General features: G+C 68.2%; 12 protein-coding genes and 2 riboswitches. Of the genes, 7 read left to right on the forward strand and 5 right to left on the reverse strand.

Annotated features, from left to right (window positions below; genetic code table 11):
- Positions 1-30: 30 nt before the first annotated feature.
- The 4 genes from cbiE (at position 31) to ACYCAX_RS14915 (ending at position 3,848) form a co-directional block, all read left to right on the forward strand.
- Complete coding sequence (gene cbiE / locus ACYCAX_RS14900) at positions 31-1,242, forward strand: precorrin-6y C5,15-methyltransferase (decarboxylating) subunit CbiE (RefSeq protein ID WP_294980639.1); 1,212 nt, start codon at positions 31-33, stop codon at positions 1,240-1,242.
- A gap of 15 nt (positions 1,243-1,257) precedes the next feature.
- Positions 1,258-2,355: a cobalt-precorrin-5B (C(1))-methyltransferase gene (locus tag ACYCAX_RS14905; RefSeq protein WP_460248315.1), complete on the forward strand. Its 1,098-nt coding sequence runs from the start codon at positions 1,258-1,260 to the stop codon at positions 2,353-2,355.
- Positions 2,352-3,080: a cobalt-precorrin-6A reductase gene (locus ACYCAX_RS14910; protein ID WP_460248316.1), complete on the forward strand. Its 729-nt coding sequence runs from the start codon at positions 2,352-2,354 to the stop codon at positions 3,078-3,080. The genes ACYCAX_RS14905 and ACYCAX_RS14910 overlap by 4 nt, the downstream gene beginning before the upstream one ends.
- A 144-nt stretch (positions 3,081-3,224) precedes the next feature.
- Complete coding sequence (locus ACYCAX_RS14915) at positions 3,225-3,848, forward strand: glutathione S-transferase family protein (RefSeq protein WP_294980647.1); 624 nt, start codon at positions 3,225-3,227, stop codon at positions 3,846-3,848.
- Here ACYCAX_RS14915 and ACYCAX_RS14920 read toward each other — a convergent pair.
- From ACYCAX_RS14920 to ACYCAX_RS14930, 3 genes are read right to left on the reverse strand one after another with little or no spacing between them, the layout of a single operon-like run.
- The gene (locus ACYCAX_RS14920; protein WP_041711698.1) at positions 3,845-4,183 is read right to left on the reverse strand and encodes a hypothetical protein; all 339 of its coding nucleotides are present in this window, start codon (positions 4,181-4,183) and stop codon (positions 3,845-3,847) included. The genes ACYCAX_RS14915 and ACYCAX_RS14920 overlap by 4 nt on opposite strands.
- 28 nt (positions 4,184-4,211) lie before the next feature.
- A complete protein-coding gene (locus ACYCAX_RS14925; RefSeq protein ID WP_167650139.1) occupies positions 4,212-4,910 on the reverse strand; it encodes a vWA domain-containing protein in 699 nt (232 codons plus the stop codon).
- Positions 4,892-5,905 carry an ATP-binding protein gene (locus ACYCAX_RS14930; protein ID WP_294978917.1) on the reverse strand — a complete coding sequence of 338 codons (1,014 nt, stop codon included), beginning with the start codon at positions 5,903-5,905 and terminating at the stop codon, positions 4,892-4,894. Before ACYCAX_RS14930 ends, ACYCAX_RS14925 begins: the two co-directional genes overlap by 19 nt.
- Positions 5,906-6,048: 143 nt before the next feature.
- Between ACYCAX_RS14930 and ACYCAX_RS14935 the strand changes: the two genes are divergently transcribed.
- Together ACYCAX_RS14935 and ACYCAX_RS14940 are read left to right on the forward strand one after the other, a co-directional pair.
- Complete coding sequence (locus tag ACYCAX_RS14935) at positions 6,049-6,183, forward strand: hypothetical protein (protein ID WP_460248317.1); 135 nt, start codon at positions 6,049-6,051, stop codon at positions 6,181-6,183.
- A 301-nt stretch (positions 6,184-6,484) separates the two neighbouring features.
- Positions 6,485-7,582 carry a 3-deoxy-7-phosphoheptulonate synthase gene (locus ACYCAX_RS14940; protein ID WP_460248318.1) on the forward strand — a complete coding sequence of 366 codons (1,098 nt, stop codon included), beginning with the start codon at positions 6,485-6,487 and terminating at the stop codon, positions 7,580-7,582.
- Positions 7,583-7,853: 271 nt separating this feature from the next.
- Here ACYCAX_RS14940 and cobN read toward each other — a convergent pair whose 3' ends face one another.
- Both cobN and cobW read right to left on the reverse strand, forming a co-directional pair.
- On the reverse strand, positions 7,854-11,585 hold the full coding sequence (gene cobN / locus ACYCAX_RS14945) for a cobaltochelatase subunit CobN (protein ID WP_460248319.1): 3,732 nt from the start codon (positions 11,583-11,585) through the stop codon (positions 7,854-7,856).
- A 117-nt stretch (positions 11,586-11,702) separates the two neighbouring features.
- The gene (cobW, locus tag ACYCAX_RS14950; protein WP_294978925.1) at positions 11,703-12,770 is read right to left on the reverse strand and encodes a cobalamin biosynthesis protein CobW; all 1,068 of its coding nucleotides are present in this window, start codon (positions 12,768-12,770) and stop codon (positions 11,703-11,705) included.
- 235 nt (positions 12,771-13,005) lie between these two features.
- Positions 13,006-13,200, reverse strand: a riboswitch (cobalamin riboswitch).
- A gap of 71 nt (positions 13,201-13,271) precedes the next feature.
- Positions 13,272-13,490: riboswitch (cobalamin riboswitch) on the forward strand.
- A 101-nt stretch (positions 13,491-13,591) separates the two neighbouring features.
- On the opposite strand from cobW, the gene ACYCAX_RS14955 reads away from it, so the two are divergent.
- Positions 13,592-13,780 carry a CbtB domain-containing protein gene (locus tag ACYCAX_RS14955; RefSeq protein ID WP_015475371.1) on the forward strand — a complete coding sequence of 63 codons (189 nt, stop codon included), beginning with the start codon at positions 13,592-13,594 and terminating at the stop codon, positions 13,778-13,780.
- Positions 13,781-13,863 lie beyond the last annotated feature (83 nt).

Raw genomic sequence — 13,863 nt, forward strand, 5'->3', positions numbered from 1 at the left:
CGATCATCGCATCCCTTCAGAGGAATCCCCATGACGCCCTGGCTGACCATCGTCGGCATCGGCGAGGACGGTTACGCCGGCCTCGGCAAGGCGGCACGCCGTGCGCTGCTCGCAGCCAGCGAGGTGATCGGCGCGCCGCGCCAGTTGGCGCTGTTGCCGCACTGCCTGCGCGCCAACCGTCAGGCCTGGCCGAGCCCGTTCAGCCTGGAGCCGGTACTGCGTCGGCGCGGTGAGCCGACCTGTGTGCTGGCCAGTGGCGACCCGATGCTGTTCGGCGTCGGCGCGAGCCTTTCCCGTCAGATTCCGCCCGAGGAAATGCAGGTCATTTCCGCACCATCGTCCGCCGCTCTGGCCGCCGCGCGGTTGGGGTGGGCGTTGCAGGACTGCACGCTGTTGTCGCTGCTGGCACGTCCGCTGGCGGCGCTCAACGCGCAGCTGCATCATGGCGCGAAACTGCTGGTCCTCAGCAACGACGGCGAGAGTCCGGCCGCCATCGCCGCGCTGCTGCGCGAGCGCGGCTTCGGCCCTAGCCGCATCTGCGTGCTGGAGCACCTGGGGGGCGAGTCGGAGCGGCGCATGGATGGGCTGGCCAGCGACTGGTCACCGAGCGAGACCGCTGCGCTGAATATCGTCGCGGTGCAATGCGTAGCCGGCTCAGACGCGGTTCGTCTGCCCCTGACCATCGGCTTGCCGGACGAGGCCTACCGCCATGATGGCCAACTGACCAAGCGCGATGTGCGCGCGGTGACCCTGGCGCGGCTGGCGCCAACGCCGGGCGAGTTGCTCTGGGACGTCGGCGCCGGCTGTGGCTCCATCGGCATCGAGTGGATGCGCGCGCACCCGAGTTGCCGCACGCTGGCCATCGAAGCCAACGACGGGCGCCAGGAACATATCCGCTTCAACCGCGATGCCCTTGGCGTGCCGGCGCTGCAACTGGTCTGCGGTGCCGCGCCGGACGCGTTGCAGGGGCTGGAGCGTCCCGAGGCGATCTTCATCGGCGGCGGCGTGACCGTGCCTGGTGTCTTCGAGCGCTGCTGGGATCAGCTCAAGCCCGGTGGCCGCCTGGTGGCCAATGCCGTCACGCTGCAGAGCGAGGCGCTGCTGGTGAGCTGGCGCGAGCGCATTGGCGGCGAGTTGACCCGTCTTTCCGTGGCCCAGGCCCAGCCGCTGGGTGGCTTCGATACCTGGCGCGCGGCGTTGCCGATCACCCTGCTGGAAGTGCACAAGCCCCTGGCCGACTGACGATGCGTGACGCCCATGCGTGAAGAGACGCCCGAAGAACCTCGCCCGCTGCGCAGTGGCTACACCACCGGCAGTTGCGCCACCGCCACCAGCCTGGCGGCGGCGCGCCTGCTGCTGACCGGCGTGGCCAGCGATGCGGCGCAGATCGTGCTGCCGAAGGAGCGCAGCGCGACCCTGCGCCTGGAGTTCTGCCGGCTTACCGTCGACGGCGCCGAAGCCGGCACGCTGAAGGATGCCGGCGACGATCCGGACGTGACCCACGGTGCGCTGGTCTTCGTCCGCGTCGCCCTGAGTGCTGAGCCCGGTGTGCGTTTCCACGCGGGAGAGGGCGTTGGCACCGTCACCAAGCCGGGGCTGGTGCTGGCGGTGGGTGAGCCGGCGATCAACCCGGTACCGCGGCAGATGATGCGTGACAACCTTGCCGTGCTGGCGGCCGAGTGCGGCTATGCCGGCGGCTTCGACGTCACGATCAATATCGAGGGCGGCGCCGAGCTGGCGCTCAAGACCATGAACCCGCGCCTGGGCATTCTTGGCGGCCTGTCGATCCTCGGCACCACCGGCATCGTCCGGCCGTTCTCCTGCTCGGCGTACATCGCCTCGATCCAGCAGGGTATCGACGTCGCCCGCGCCAACGGCTTCCGCCACCTCGCCGCCTGCACCGGCAACGCCAGCGAGGATGCCATGCGCCGCCGCTACGGCTTCGACGACACCGCGCTGATCGAGATGGGCGACTTCGCCGGCGCCGCGTTCAAGCACCTGCGCAAGGTGCCGGTGGAGCGCTTCAGTGTCTGCGGCGGCTTCGGCAAGATCAGCAAGCTCGCCGCCGGCCACATGGACCTGCACAGCCGCCACTCCAGCATCGACCTGCCGCAACTGGCCGAGTGGGCTGCGGAGATCGGTGCGTCGGCGGAGCTGCAACAACGCATGCGCGCGGCCAACACCAGCCAGCAGGCGCTGGCGCTGTGCCGCGCGGAGGGGATCGCCCTTGGCGATGCGGTTTGCGCCCGCGCGCTGGCATTCGCCCGGCGCATCGTGCCCGTCGAGGTGGTGCTGGAAGTCTTCGCCATCGACCGCCAGGGCAATCTGGTGGGTGAAGCGCTGGAGGTGCGATGAAGCGCGTACTGCTGCTGGGCGGCATCGGCGAGGCGCTGGCCATCGCCCGGCGTCTCGGCCCACGGCACCTGTACAGCCTGGCCGGCCTCGGCAAGGTGCCGGACGACCTCGCCTGCGAAGTGCGCGTCGGCGGCTACGGCGGCGCGGAGGGACTGGCTGCGTTCATCCGTGAGCAGGGTTTCGAGCTACTGCTCGATGCCACCCATCCCTATGCCGCGCAGATCAGCGCCAACGCCGCCCGCGCCGCGCAACTGGCAGGCGTGCCATGCTGGGCGCTGCGTCGTCCCGGCTGGCAGGCGGGAGCGGAGGACGACTGGCGCGAAGTGGCCGATTGGCCGGCGTTGATCGCCGCGCTGGAGCCTTTCCATCGCCCGCTGTTCACGATGGGGCGCGAGCCGCTGGAACATCTCGACGAGATTCCCGCGCACCAGCGCTGGACCGTGCGCTGCCTGCAAAGCCTGTCCGGCAATGGGCGCGCCGAAGTGCTGGGTGCGCGCGGCCCCTTCAGCCTCGATGGCGAGCGCGAGTTGTTCACCCGCCTGGGCACCGACGTGCTGGTCAGCAAGAACAGTGGCAGCCAGGCCACCGAACCGAAACTGCAGGTCGCCCGCGAGCGCGGTGTGCCAGTGCTGATCCTGGCGCGGCCGACACTGCCGGCGGTGGAGCGGGAGTTCGACAGTCTCGACTCGCTCTGGCAGGCGCTGGAGCTCCTCGCAGCCGATTGACGGTGTGGTGGTTCACAGCTTCGTGGTGATTCGCGAGCAAACTCGCTCCTGCAGGGATCACCTCCGATGTCGTGGCGATACGGCGCTTCTCCACCACCCCGTTGGCCTCTATGCTGGGTTCCGGTTTTCACAGGGAGTGACAGCATGTTGCGAATCCTCGGTCGCGCGTCATCGATCAACGTGCGCAAGGTGCTCTGGACCTGCGCCGAGCTGGGCCTGGCCTACGAGCGGGAAGACTGGGGCAGCGGCTTTCGCTCCACCGCCGAGGCGGAGTTCCTGGCGCTCAATCCCAATGCAATGGTGCCGGTGATCGTCGATGGCGACTTCGTACTCTGGGAGTCCAACGCCATCTGCAGCTACCTGGCCAACCAGTATCCGCGCCACGACCTGCTGCCCACCGCGCCCCGCCAGCGCGCATGGGTGGAGCAGTGGATGGGCTGGCAGGCCACCGAGCTGAACAGCGCCTGGCGCTATGCATTCATGGCGCGGGTGCGCAACAGTCCCAGCCATACCGACGAATCCGCCATCGCCCTGAGCGAGGCGCAGTGGAACCACTGCATGTCCCTGCTGGACCGGCAACTGCAGCGCACCGGTGCCTTCGTCACCGGCACCGGCTTCAGCCTTGCCGACATCGTGCTCGGCCTGTCGGTGAACCGCTGGTACCTGACGCCCATGCGGCGACCCGATCTGCCTGCCGTGGCGGCCTACTACGAACGGCTGAGCGAGCGGCCGGGGTTCCGGCTGCATGGGCGCAATGGGGAGCCTTAGGCGTCGATGAAGAACTCATCCGGTCGCCCTGCATGCTCCCAGGCGTCCAGTGCTTTTTGCATGACGGCTTGCAGCCGCCCCGGGCTTCGGTACTCGTATCGGTGAGTGTGGAAGAGTACGGCCACGAAATCTTCACCGTACTCGCGTGTCCGCAGCGGAATTTCCAGCAGCAGGATGCCGCATTCCTGTGCGTCGCGTTCGCCGCGCAGTGTCGTGGCCAGGCGTCGGCCTTCGGTACGCATTACGGCCGGTAGCGCGACCAGCTGGCATTCCTGCAGCAGCGCGGATATTTCGTCGGTGGCGGCTTCACGGTAGAGGATCGCAACTGTTGTCATGTCGGTCTCTGTGTGGAAATAGGCCAGCTTACGAGGGTAGCGGAGGACTCTCGGGAAGATCATCGATGTGCCGATAATCCGCTCCCAGCTCGGCGGACAGGCGCTGCGCCCGCCCCATCCGCACCGCGCCAGCCTCGATATCCACCAGCACCGTCGGGCAGTTCAGCGGCTGTAGCGGCGGCCAGTCGCGCAGACGGCCATCGGTCAGCACCAGTAGCCGCTGGTACTCAGCGGGCTTCTGCCGCCGGCGCTGTTCCAGCCAGTCGCGGGCCTGATGCAGGGCTTCGATCAGCGGAGTGCCGCCGCCGGCGCCGAGTTGCGCCAGCCAGTCCTGCAATTGGTTCGAAGCCTTCTGGCCTTGCCACAACCAGCGCGGTTGTGCGCCCGTGGCGTGCAGCACGGCGAGGCGGGCGCGTTGCCGGTAGGCCTGCTCGAAGGTGTCGGCGAGCAAGCCCTTGGCCTGGGCGAGGGCGCCGTGGCGGCGGGTGCTGGCGGAGGCGTCGACGATCACCAGCCAGAGTTCGGCGGGCGTGCGGCCGCGGGCACACAGCAGCAGGTCCGCGCGGCGTCGTGGGCGGCCGTTGCGCAGGGTGGCGGGCCAGTCGATGCGGTCGTGCGCGCCCTGTTGGCGGGCGCCGCTGCGGCCGCCGGCGAGCTGGCCGGGTCGGGGGTTGGCATCCGCGCCTGGGGCCGGGCGCGGGCGGATGCTCAGGGCTTTTTTGGCCAGCCCGTCAGTTGCCGGGGTGCGCCCATCGCGATGCTCCGGGCAGGCAACTCGCCCCACTGGCCCTCGCCGTTGGTGGTGCCGGAGTGTTGCGGTGACTGGCTGGGTGGCTGCACCGCTTGCGGCTGGGCACTCTGTTGCTGCGGTGCATGGCGACGGCGATGGGCGAGGGCGAAGTGTTCCACGGCATCGATGTCCTGCGCCTCGATGACGCTGGCGCCGCGCCAGGCGGCATGGGCACGGGCCGCGCGCAGCCAGACGAGGTCGGCACGCAGGCCGTCGACACCGGCGGCGTGGCAGCGCTCGGCGATGGTCTCCAGCGCGGCATCGTCCAGGGGGATCGCGGCCAGTTGCTGGCGCGCGTCGCCGCAGCGTTGTTGCAGGGCCTGCCGTGCGGCCTGCCATTGCGCGAGGAACGCCTGCGGGTCGGCATCGAAGGCCAGCCGGCGGCGGACGATCTCGGCACGCTCGGTTGGTGCCGGCGCACCTTGCAGTTGCACCTTGAGACCGAAGCGGTCCAGCAGTTGCGGACGCAGTTCGCCTTCCTCGGGGTTCATCGTGCCGATCAGCACGAAGCGCGCCGGGTGGCTGTGGGACAGGCCGTCGCGTTCGATCAGGTTGACCCCGCTGGCGGCCACGTCGAGCAGCAGGTCGACGAGGTGGTCGGGCAGCAGGTTCACTTCATCCACATAAAGCACGCCGCCGTGGGCATGGGCCAGCACGCCGGGGGAGAACTGCGCGCGGCCTTCGCCCAGCGCCGCGTCCAGGTCGAGGGTGCCGACGATGCGTTCCTCGCTGGCGCCCAGTGGCAGGGTGACGAAGCGCCCGCCGTCCAGCAGATCGGCGACGCCGCGCGCCAGGGTGGACTTGGCCATGCCGCGCGGCCCTTCGATCAGCACGCCGCCGATCGCCGGATCGATGGCCGCCAGGCACAGGGCCAGCTTCAGCTCATCGGCGCCGACGATGGCTGCCAGTGGGAAATGGGGAAGGGCGCTCATGGGGATTTCCTGCGGATTTCGTCCGTGCATGGTAGCGAACCGGGTGCAGGAGGTGCGACCAATGTCCATCGGATCGATAGATTCAAGTCATTGATCGGCGCTGCGCGATGCAGTACCTTGGCTGCACTTCCACGGAGAACATCATGCCGTTCAGCCTGTCCATCCTGCCCCTCGCCTGCCTCGGTGCCATTGGCTCCGCAGTCGCTCGTGCGCAGGTCCTGGTCGCTGCTGCCGGCTATTTCTTCTATGGGTATTGGTTTAGCCAAAGGCGCGCCTGATACCTCACAGGCGCCCTAGCAAGCAGGGTCGCCAACCAGACAGATTCATGAAACCCCGGTCGGCAACCCGACCGGGGTTTTTGTTTTTCCGGCCCACAAGGCCCAACGCATTGAAACGAGCGAAAACGCTCAGACAGAGGATCGAGACATGACCGCCTACACCACTGATTACCGCTATTACCGCAACTCCGACTGGCGATTTAGCAGCGCGCTGCGTGCCACCCAACGAGCCTTGCCACGAACACTTAGATAGAGCGCCGAGCGCGGAAAGACCACCGCGCCGGCCAAGGATGCCAGTCAGATGAACGCTTCCAACTCCGCCCTGATCCGCCCCGAACACGCAGCCACCGCCGAAGTCCTCGACCTGCCGCTGCCCTCCGCTCGCCGCCGCGAACAACCGCTGCCGAGCCCCGCCGAACTGCGCCAGCGCCTGCCGCTGTCCGCCGTCATGGCCCACCGCGTCCGCGAAGGCCGCGAGGCGATCCGCGCCGTTCTCGATGGCCGCGATCCGCGCCTGCTGGTGGTGATCGGCCCCTGCTCGCTGCACGACCCCGTCTCCGCCCTCGAATACGCCGACCGCCTCGCCGAACTGGTGCCGCAGGTGAGCGACCAGTTGCTGCTGGTGATGCGCGCCTACGTCGAGAAACCGCGCACCACCATCGGCTGGAAAGGCCTGGTCTACGACCCGCAACTGGATGGCACTGGCGACATGGCCGGCGGCCTGGAACTGTCGCGCCGGCTGATGCTGGGCATGCTCGAACGCGGCCTGCCGATTGCCACCGAGCTGCTGCAACCGCTGGTGGCCGGTTACTTCGACGACCTGCTGGGCTGGGCCGCCATCGGCGCGCGCACCAGCGAATCCCAGGTGCATCGTGAGATGGTCAGCGGCCTCGACCTGCCGGTAGGCTTCAAGAACGGCACCGACGGCAGCATCGGCATCGCCACCGACGCCATGCGTTCGGCCGCGCACCCGCACCAGCACTTTGGCATCGATGCGCAGGGTCGACCGTCGCTGGTACAGACCCAGGGCAACCCGGACACCCATCTGGTGTTGCGCGGCGGTCACGCCGGCCCGAACTTCGATGCGGCCAGCGTGCAGCAGATTCGCCAGGGGCTGGAGAAGCTCGGTCTGGAACCGAGCATCATGGTGGACTGCAGCCACGCCAACAGCGGCAAGGACCCGCTGCGCCAGCCGGCAGTGCTGGACAGTGTCATCGACCAGCGTGTGGCCGGCGACGCTTCGCTGCGTGGCGTGATGCTGGAGAGTCATCTGTTCGACGGCTGCCAGCCGCTGTCCGGCGAGCTGCGCTACGGTGTCTCGATCACCGACGGCTGCCTGGGCTGGAGCGGCACCGAGGCACTGCTGCTGAATGCGGCGGAACGGCTGCGTCGAGACTGAGCCGCTTTTCGTAGGAGCGAGCTTGCTCGCGAACCCGCCTCCACTGCGGGGGCAATGTTCGCGAGCAAGCTCGCTCCTACACGCAATCATGCGGCGCTGTGCGCGGTAATGACCTGTAAATCGTAGGGCGCATAACGCGCCAGGGTTAGCCGCCACGAGGCAAACGGCGGATAACCCGTTCCAGGTTATGCGCCCTACGGTCGTGCATCGCGCTGGATGCCATCGCGGACGGAGTCCGCTCCTACGCAAGCGCGAGATCCCTCACTGCTCCTCACTGCTCCTCGCTGTCCACCAACAGATTCTCCAGCGTCTCGCGGTATTCACCCGGCTCTTCCCACAACCCGCGCTGCTGCGCCTCCACCAGGCGTTCGGCGATGTCGCGCAGGGCTTCGGGGTTGTGCTGGCGGATGAACTTGCGGGTGTCGTCGTCCAGCAGGTAGGCGTCGGCCAGCAGGCGGTACTGGTGGTCGTCGACCAGTTCGCTGGTGGCGTCGAAGGCGAACAGATAGTCCACCGTCGCGGCCAGTTCGAAGGCGCCCTTGTAGCCGTGGCGCTTCATGCCGGCGATCCATTTCGGGTTCACCGCGCGGGCGCGTACCACGCGGCCGAGTTCTTCCTTCAGGGTGCGGATGCGCGGGTTGTCCGGCTGGCTGTGGTCGCCGTGGTAGCTGGACAGCGATTGCCCCTGGATGACCTCGGCGGCGGCGAGCATGCCGCCCTGGAACTGGTAGTAGTCGTTGGAATCGAGAATATCGTGCTCGCGGTTGTCCTGGTTGTGCAGCACCGCTTGCAGGCCGGACAGGCGCTGGGCGAAGCGTTCGCGCGCCGGAGTGCCGTCGTCGCTGGCGCCGTAGGCGTAGCCGCCCCAGTTCAGGTAGGCCTCGGCGAGGTCGGCGCGGCTGTCCCATTGGCGCGATTCGATCACGCCTTGCACGCCGGCGCCGTAGGCGCCGGGCTGGGCGCCGAAGATGCGCCAGCCGGCCTGGCGGCGGGCGTCATCACGCTCCAATCCCTCGGATTGCAAGCGTGCCTGATCGGCCCGCACACGAGCGGCCAGCGGGTTCAGATCGTCCGGCTCATCCAGCGCGGCGACCGCCTGCACGGCGGCGTCGAACAGGCGGATCAGGTTGGCGAAGGCATCGCGGAAGAAGCCGGAAACCCGTAGCGTCACGTCCACCCTTGGGCGGTCGAGCAGGGTGATCGGCAGGATCTCGAAATCTTCCACGCGCTGGCTGCCGGCCTGCCACACCGGCCGTACGCCGAGCAGCGCCAGCGCCTGGGCGATGTCGTCGCCGCCGGTGCGCATGGTCGCCGTGCCCCACACCGACAGGCCGAGCTGGCGCAGATGATCGCCGTGGTCCTGCAGGTGGCGTTCGAGCAGGCGGCTGGCGGACTGGAAGCCGAGGCGGAAGGCGGTGGGTGTGGGCAGGTTGCGCACGTCCACGGTGAAGAAGTTGCGCCCGGTGGGCAGCACGTCGACCCGCCCGCGGCTGGGCGCGCCGCTGGGGCCGGGCGGGACGAAGCGGCCGTCGAGGCCGGCGAGCAGGTGGCCGATCTCGCTGGCGCCGCAGGCGTCCAGGGTCGGTGCGATCTGCTGGTGGATCTGTGCGAGAACTGCCGCGCTGGTGCTGCCCGGCGCGCCGGCCGAGCCGTCGATCAGGCGCAGGGCGAACAGTTCCAGGCGCTCGCGGGTGTCGCCGTTGCTGCGCCAGGGTTCGTCGCTCACCGCGAGCAGCACGTCCGGGCGCGGACCGTCCCAGGGTTCGGCGAAGGCTTCGTCCAGCGGGTCGCGACCCAGTTGCAGGTCCTCGCTCAGTGCGCGCAGCAAGCTGGCGTTTCCGCCCCGTCCATCGCCGCGTGGAATGCGCACCAGTGACAGCAACGTATCGCGGCGCAACTCGCCCACGGGCGATTCGCCGAACACATGCAGGCCATCGCGAATCTGCGATTCCTTGAGGTCGCAGAGGTAAGCATCCAGCTGCGGCAGCCAGCCTTCCGCATCGTCGCTCAGCTGCAGGCCCAGCTCGCGGTCCAGCGCGGTTTCGCGCACCAGCGTGAGGATGTCGCCGCGCAGTTCGGTGGCGCGGCGCGGGTCGAGCAGGGAGGCGTCGTAGTACTCGTCGGCCAGGCGTTCGAGGTCGCGCAGGGGGCCGTAGTTTTCCGCGCGGGTCAGCGGCGGCATCAGGTGGTCGATGATCACCGCCTGGGCCCTACGCTTGGCCTGCGCGCCTTCGCCGGGGTCGTTGACGATGAACGGGTAGAGGTTCGGCAGCGCGCCGAGGATCGCGTCCGGCCAGCATTCCTCGGAGAGACCGACGCCCTTGCCCGGCAGCCACTCCAGGTTGCCGTGCTTGCCGACGTGGACCACCGCGTCGGCGCCGAAGACTTCGCGTAGCCAGAAATAGAACGCGAGGTAGCCGTGGGGCGGCACCAGCGACGGGTCGTGATAGATCGCCGCCGCGTCGAGCTGGTAGCCGCGCGCCGGCTGGATACCGACGAAGGCCAGGCCGAAGCGCAGGCCTGCGACCATCAGGCGGCCACTGCGGAACATCGGGTCCTGCTGCGGCTCGCCCCAGCGTTCGCGCACCGCTTGCTGGTTGGCCTCGGGCAGTCGCGCGAAGCAGGCGAGATAGTCGTCCAGCGCCAGGCTCTGCGCGCAGGGGCGCAGGTCGAGGCTGTCCAGATCGTTGCTGATGCCGCCGAGCAGCTGCTGGATCAGTGCTGTGCCGGAATCGGGCAGGCCGGCGACCGGATAACCCTGAGCCTCCAGCGCGCGCAGGATGTTCAGCGCGGCGGCCGGCGTGTCGAGGCCGACACCGTTGCCGATGCGCCCGTCGCGGGTCGGGTAATTCGCCAGGATCAGCGCCACGCGCTTGTCGGCGTTGGTCTTGCGCGCCAGCAGCATCCAGCGCCGCGCGAGCTCGGCGACGAAGTCCATGCCGGGCAGGTGCGGCAGGTAGCAGACCACGTCGCTCTGGCTGCGCTCGCTGCGCCAGGCCAGGCCCTTGAAGCTGATCGGCCGGGTGATGATGCGACCGTCCAGTTCCGGCAGCGCGATGTGCATGGCCAGGTCGCGCGGGCCGAGGCCCTGCGGGTTGGCGCGCCAGAGGTCGTGGTTGTCCAGCGAGCAGATGGCTTGCAGCACCGGCACGTCGCGGCGGAACGGTCGCTCCTGTGGGGCTTCCGGGTTGGACTGGGCGAAGCCGGTGGTGTTGATGATCAGCTCGGCGTCGGCGCTATCGAGCAGATTTTCCACGGCATCGAGGCAAGCGGCTTCCTTGAGGCTGGCGACGGCGATGGGCAACGGGTTGATGCTCTGGGCCTGCAGGCGTTCGCAGAAGGTGTCGATGAAACCGGTGTTCGCCGCTTGCAGGTGGGTGCGATAGAACAGCAGCGTGGCGACCGGGTACTCAGGGTTCCAGTCGACCTGCCAGCGGGTGAGGTCGCAGCTGCCGACTTGCGGGTGATAGACCACCACTCGGGGCAGCGTCCGTGGTTCGCTCCAGGTGTAGTCGCGTTGCAGGTGGCGGCTGGCCAGGCAGGCGAAGAACTGCCGGGCGTTGTCCATGCCGCCCTGGCGCAGGTACTGCCAGAGGCGTTCGGCATCCTCAGGTGGGACGTTGCACAGGGCGCCGAGTTCGGGGTCGGGCTTGTCGTCGCCGGGCACGGCGATCAGCGTGGCGCCGCGCTCGGCCAGCGCCGCCAGTTGCTCCATGCCGTAGCGCCAGTAGCCGACGCCGCCGTGCACCGAGATCAGGATGACCCTGGCGTACTGCAGTACCTCGTCGACGTAGAAGTCCACCGAGGCGTGGTTCTGCAGCTGCATGGGGTTGGCCAGGCGCAGGCTCGGGTAGTCCTCCGGCAGCTCACGGGCGGCCTCGGCGAGCAGCGCCAGGTGCGAATCGCCGCTGCAGAGGATCACCAGCTCGGCGGGCGTCTGGGCCAGGTGGGCGATGCCGTCGTCGGGGACGAAGCCGCCGGGTTGGGTGCGCAGCAGATGCATGAGGCTTGCTCGGTGTAGGGCTTCATGTAGGAGCGAGGGGGCGCCTAGCTCTTGCTCGCGAACCAGACCCCGCTGTGAGGCCGTTCGCGAGCAAGCTCGCTCCTACGATAAGCAGTGTTATGCCAGGGCGGTACGCAGCTCGTTGCTGATGGCGGCCTGGTCCAGTTCCTGGCCGATCACGACCAGGCGGGTGCTGCGGGTTTCGTCACTGCGCCAGGCGCGGTCGAAGTGCTTGTCGAAGCGCTTGCCGACGCCCTGCACCAACAGGCGCATGGGCTTGCCGGGGATGGCGACGAAGCCCTTGATGCGCAGCACGGCGTGGCGCTCGACCAGCGCGTTCAGCACATCGAGCAGGGCGCGCTCTTCCACTTCCGGCAGGTCGACGTGGAAGGAGTCGAACTCGTCGTGGTGGTGATCTTCATGGCCTTCGTGCTCTTCATTGGAGTGGACGTGGTGAGTCGGGCGGCTGTCGATGTGCAGCTCGGCCTCGGCGTTCAGCCCCAGCAGCACCGAGAGCGGCAGCTGGCCGGAGTTGGCTTCGACGATCTTCACTGCCGGCGGCAGCTCCTCGGCAACTTCGGCGCGCACGCGGGCCAGCGCCTCGGCGTCCAGCAGGTCGGCCTTGTTCAAGACCACCAGGTCGGCGCTGGCTAGCTGGTCCTCGAAGAGTTCGTGCAGCGGCGATTCGTGGTCCAGGTTCGGGTCCTGCTTGCGCTGCTCGTCCACCTGCTCGGGATGGGCGGCGAAGGTGCCGGCAGCCACGGCCGGGCTGTCGACCACGGTGATCACCGCGTCCACGGTGCAGGCGTTGCGGATTTCCGGCCACTGGAAGGCCTGCACCAGCGGCTTGGGCAGGGCCAGGCCCGAGGTCTCGATGAGGATCTGGTCGAGGTCGCCACGGCGCGCCACCAGCTCGCGCATCACCGGGAAGAACTCTTCCTGCACGGTGCAGCACAGGCAGCCGTTGGCCAGCTCGAAGACGCGGCCGACCGCCTCTTCTTCGCTGCAACCGATGGAGCACTGCTTGAGGATTTCGCCGTCGATGCCCAGCTCGCCGAACTCGTTGACGATCACCGCGATGCGGCGGCCGGAGGCAGTATCGAGCATGTGGCGGAGCAGGGTGGTCTTGCCGGCACCGAGGAAGCCGGTGACGATGGTGACGGGGAGTTTGGCCAGGGTTTTCATGCGCGCCTCGCAAGTGGACATTGGAGGGCGGATGAAGGGCGCGCGCGCGGGTTCGCCGCGCAACGAAGGTCGCCACCGGATCACCCCGCCCGGTTGTCTGTTGATAACGAACCGGTTCCGGATCTCGCGAGCTAGAGCCAGGCAAGGCGGAGGATCGTCGGGGACGCGGAGTTGACTGTAGTCAATGAGCAGTCCACGACGATCCGCCAACGCAGCATGGCCGACGCGCAGCAGATCGAAAACCAGTCACGAGGCAGGTCTCCTGGCTCACAGCCCTTGATCGTCTCTTCGCCTTCCCGCCCGAATCGGCAGTGGCGCGTGAAGAGACAGGCTGTTCACAGTTGCGGGGGCAGCCGTGGCGCATCCGAAGATTTCCACGTTCCCTCTTAGCTCCGGCCAGTGCCGGAGAACCTCGAAGGGAGGAAGGCTACGCAGCGTGGCCGGGGCGGTCAATCGCCGGGGATCGGGCGACGCGCAGTTGACGCTGCGGGACTGCCGTGGTCAGCTAGCGCGGTTTCAGGTGTCTCGCGCCGACGCGCGCGAGGTGAAACGGGAAGCCGGTGCGTCCGCAAGGACCAGTCCGGCGCTGCCCCCGCAACGGTAAGCGCATCGAGGGTCGTCAGTAGCCACTGTGCCAAGGCATGGGAAGGCTGGCCCATCCGGCGAGAGTCTCTCGCTGGCGTCGCAAGCCCGGAGACCGGCCTGGAATCCTCACATTTTGGCAAACCCGCGGTGGGCGGGCGCAGGCCGTGGCGCGACCGATCCGGCGCGTTCGAATGCGTTCAACCTCTGCGTTCTCACTCTTTTCAGAGGGAACGTTCATGTCCAGCAGCATCCTGACGCAACAGGCGTCGAGTACTTCCATCCCCCTTTCCAAGCGCATCAGCCTGGCCGTTGGCGCCAGCCTGCTCGGTGCGCTGCTGGTGTATTTCGCCGGTTTCTCTCATCTGGAAGCAGTGCACAACGCTGCCCACGATACCCGCCATAGTGCGGGCTTCCCCTGCCACTGACGCACGCTGCCTGCGCGTAAGCGCAGCGTATTCGAGGCACTCGCGATCGCTGGTTCGCCGCGCTCGAGGTCTCGTTTCGTCCG

The organism is Pseudomonas sp. MT3, assembly GCF_054720805.1.

Coding starts and splice junctions, on each gene's coding strand:
- cobN (WP_460248319.1), bottom strand. CDS start 11,585: ATGCATCTGCTGCGCACCCAACCCGGCGGCTTCGTCCCCGACGACGGC.
- ACYCAX_RS14935 (WP_460248317.1), top strand. CDS start 6,049: ATGCCGTTCAGCCTGTCCATCCTGCCCCTCGCCTGCCTCGGTGCCATT.
- cbiE (WP_294980639.1), top strand. CDS start 31: ATGACGCCCTGGCTGACCATCGTCGGCATCGGCGAGGACGGTTACGCC.
- cobW (WP_294978925.1), bottom strand. CDS start 12,770: ATGAAAACCCTGGCCAAACTCCCCGTCACCATCGTCACCGGCTTCCTC.
- ACYCAX_RS14940 (WP_460248318.1), top strand. CDS start 6,485: ATGAACGCTTCCAACTCCGCCCTGATCCGCCCCGAACACGCAGCCACC.
- ACYCAX_RS14915 (WP_294980647.1), top strand. CDS start 3,225: ATGTTGCGAATCCTCGGTCGCGCGTCATCGATCAACGTGCGCAAGGTG.
- ACYCAX_RS14920 (WP_041711698.1), bottom strand. CDS start 4,183: ATGACAACAGTTGCGATCCTCTACCGTGAAGCCGCCACCGACGAAATA.
- ACYCAX_RS14930 (WP_294978917.1), bottom strand. CDS start 5,905: ATGAGCGCCCTTCCCCATTTCCCACTGGCAGCCATCGTCGGCGCCGAT.
- ACYCAX_RS14955 (WP_015475371.1), top strand. CDS start 13,592: ATGTCCAGCAGCATCCTGACGCAACAGGCGTCGAGTACTTCCATCCCC.
- ACYCAX_RS14905 (WP_460248315.1), top strand. CDS start 1,258: ATGCGTGAAGAGACGCCCGAAGAACCTCGCCCGCTGCGCAGTGGCTAC.
- ACYCAX_RS14910 (WP_460248316.1), top strand. CDS start 2,352: ATGAAGCGCGTACTGCTGCTGGGCGGCATCGGCGAGGCGCTGGCCATC.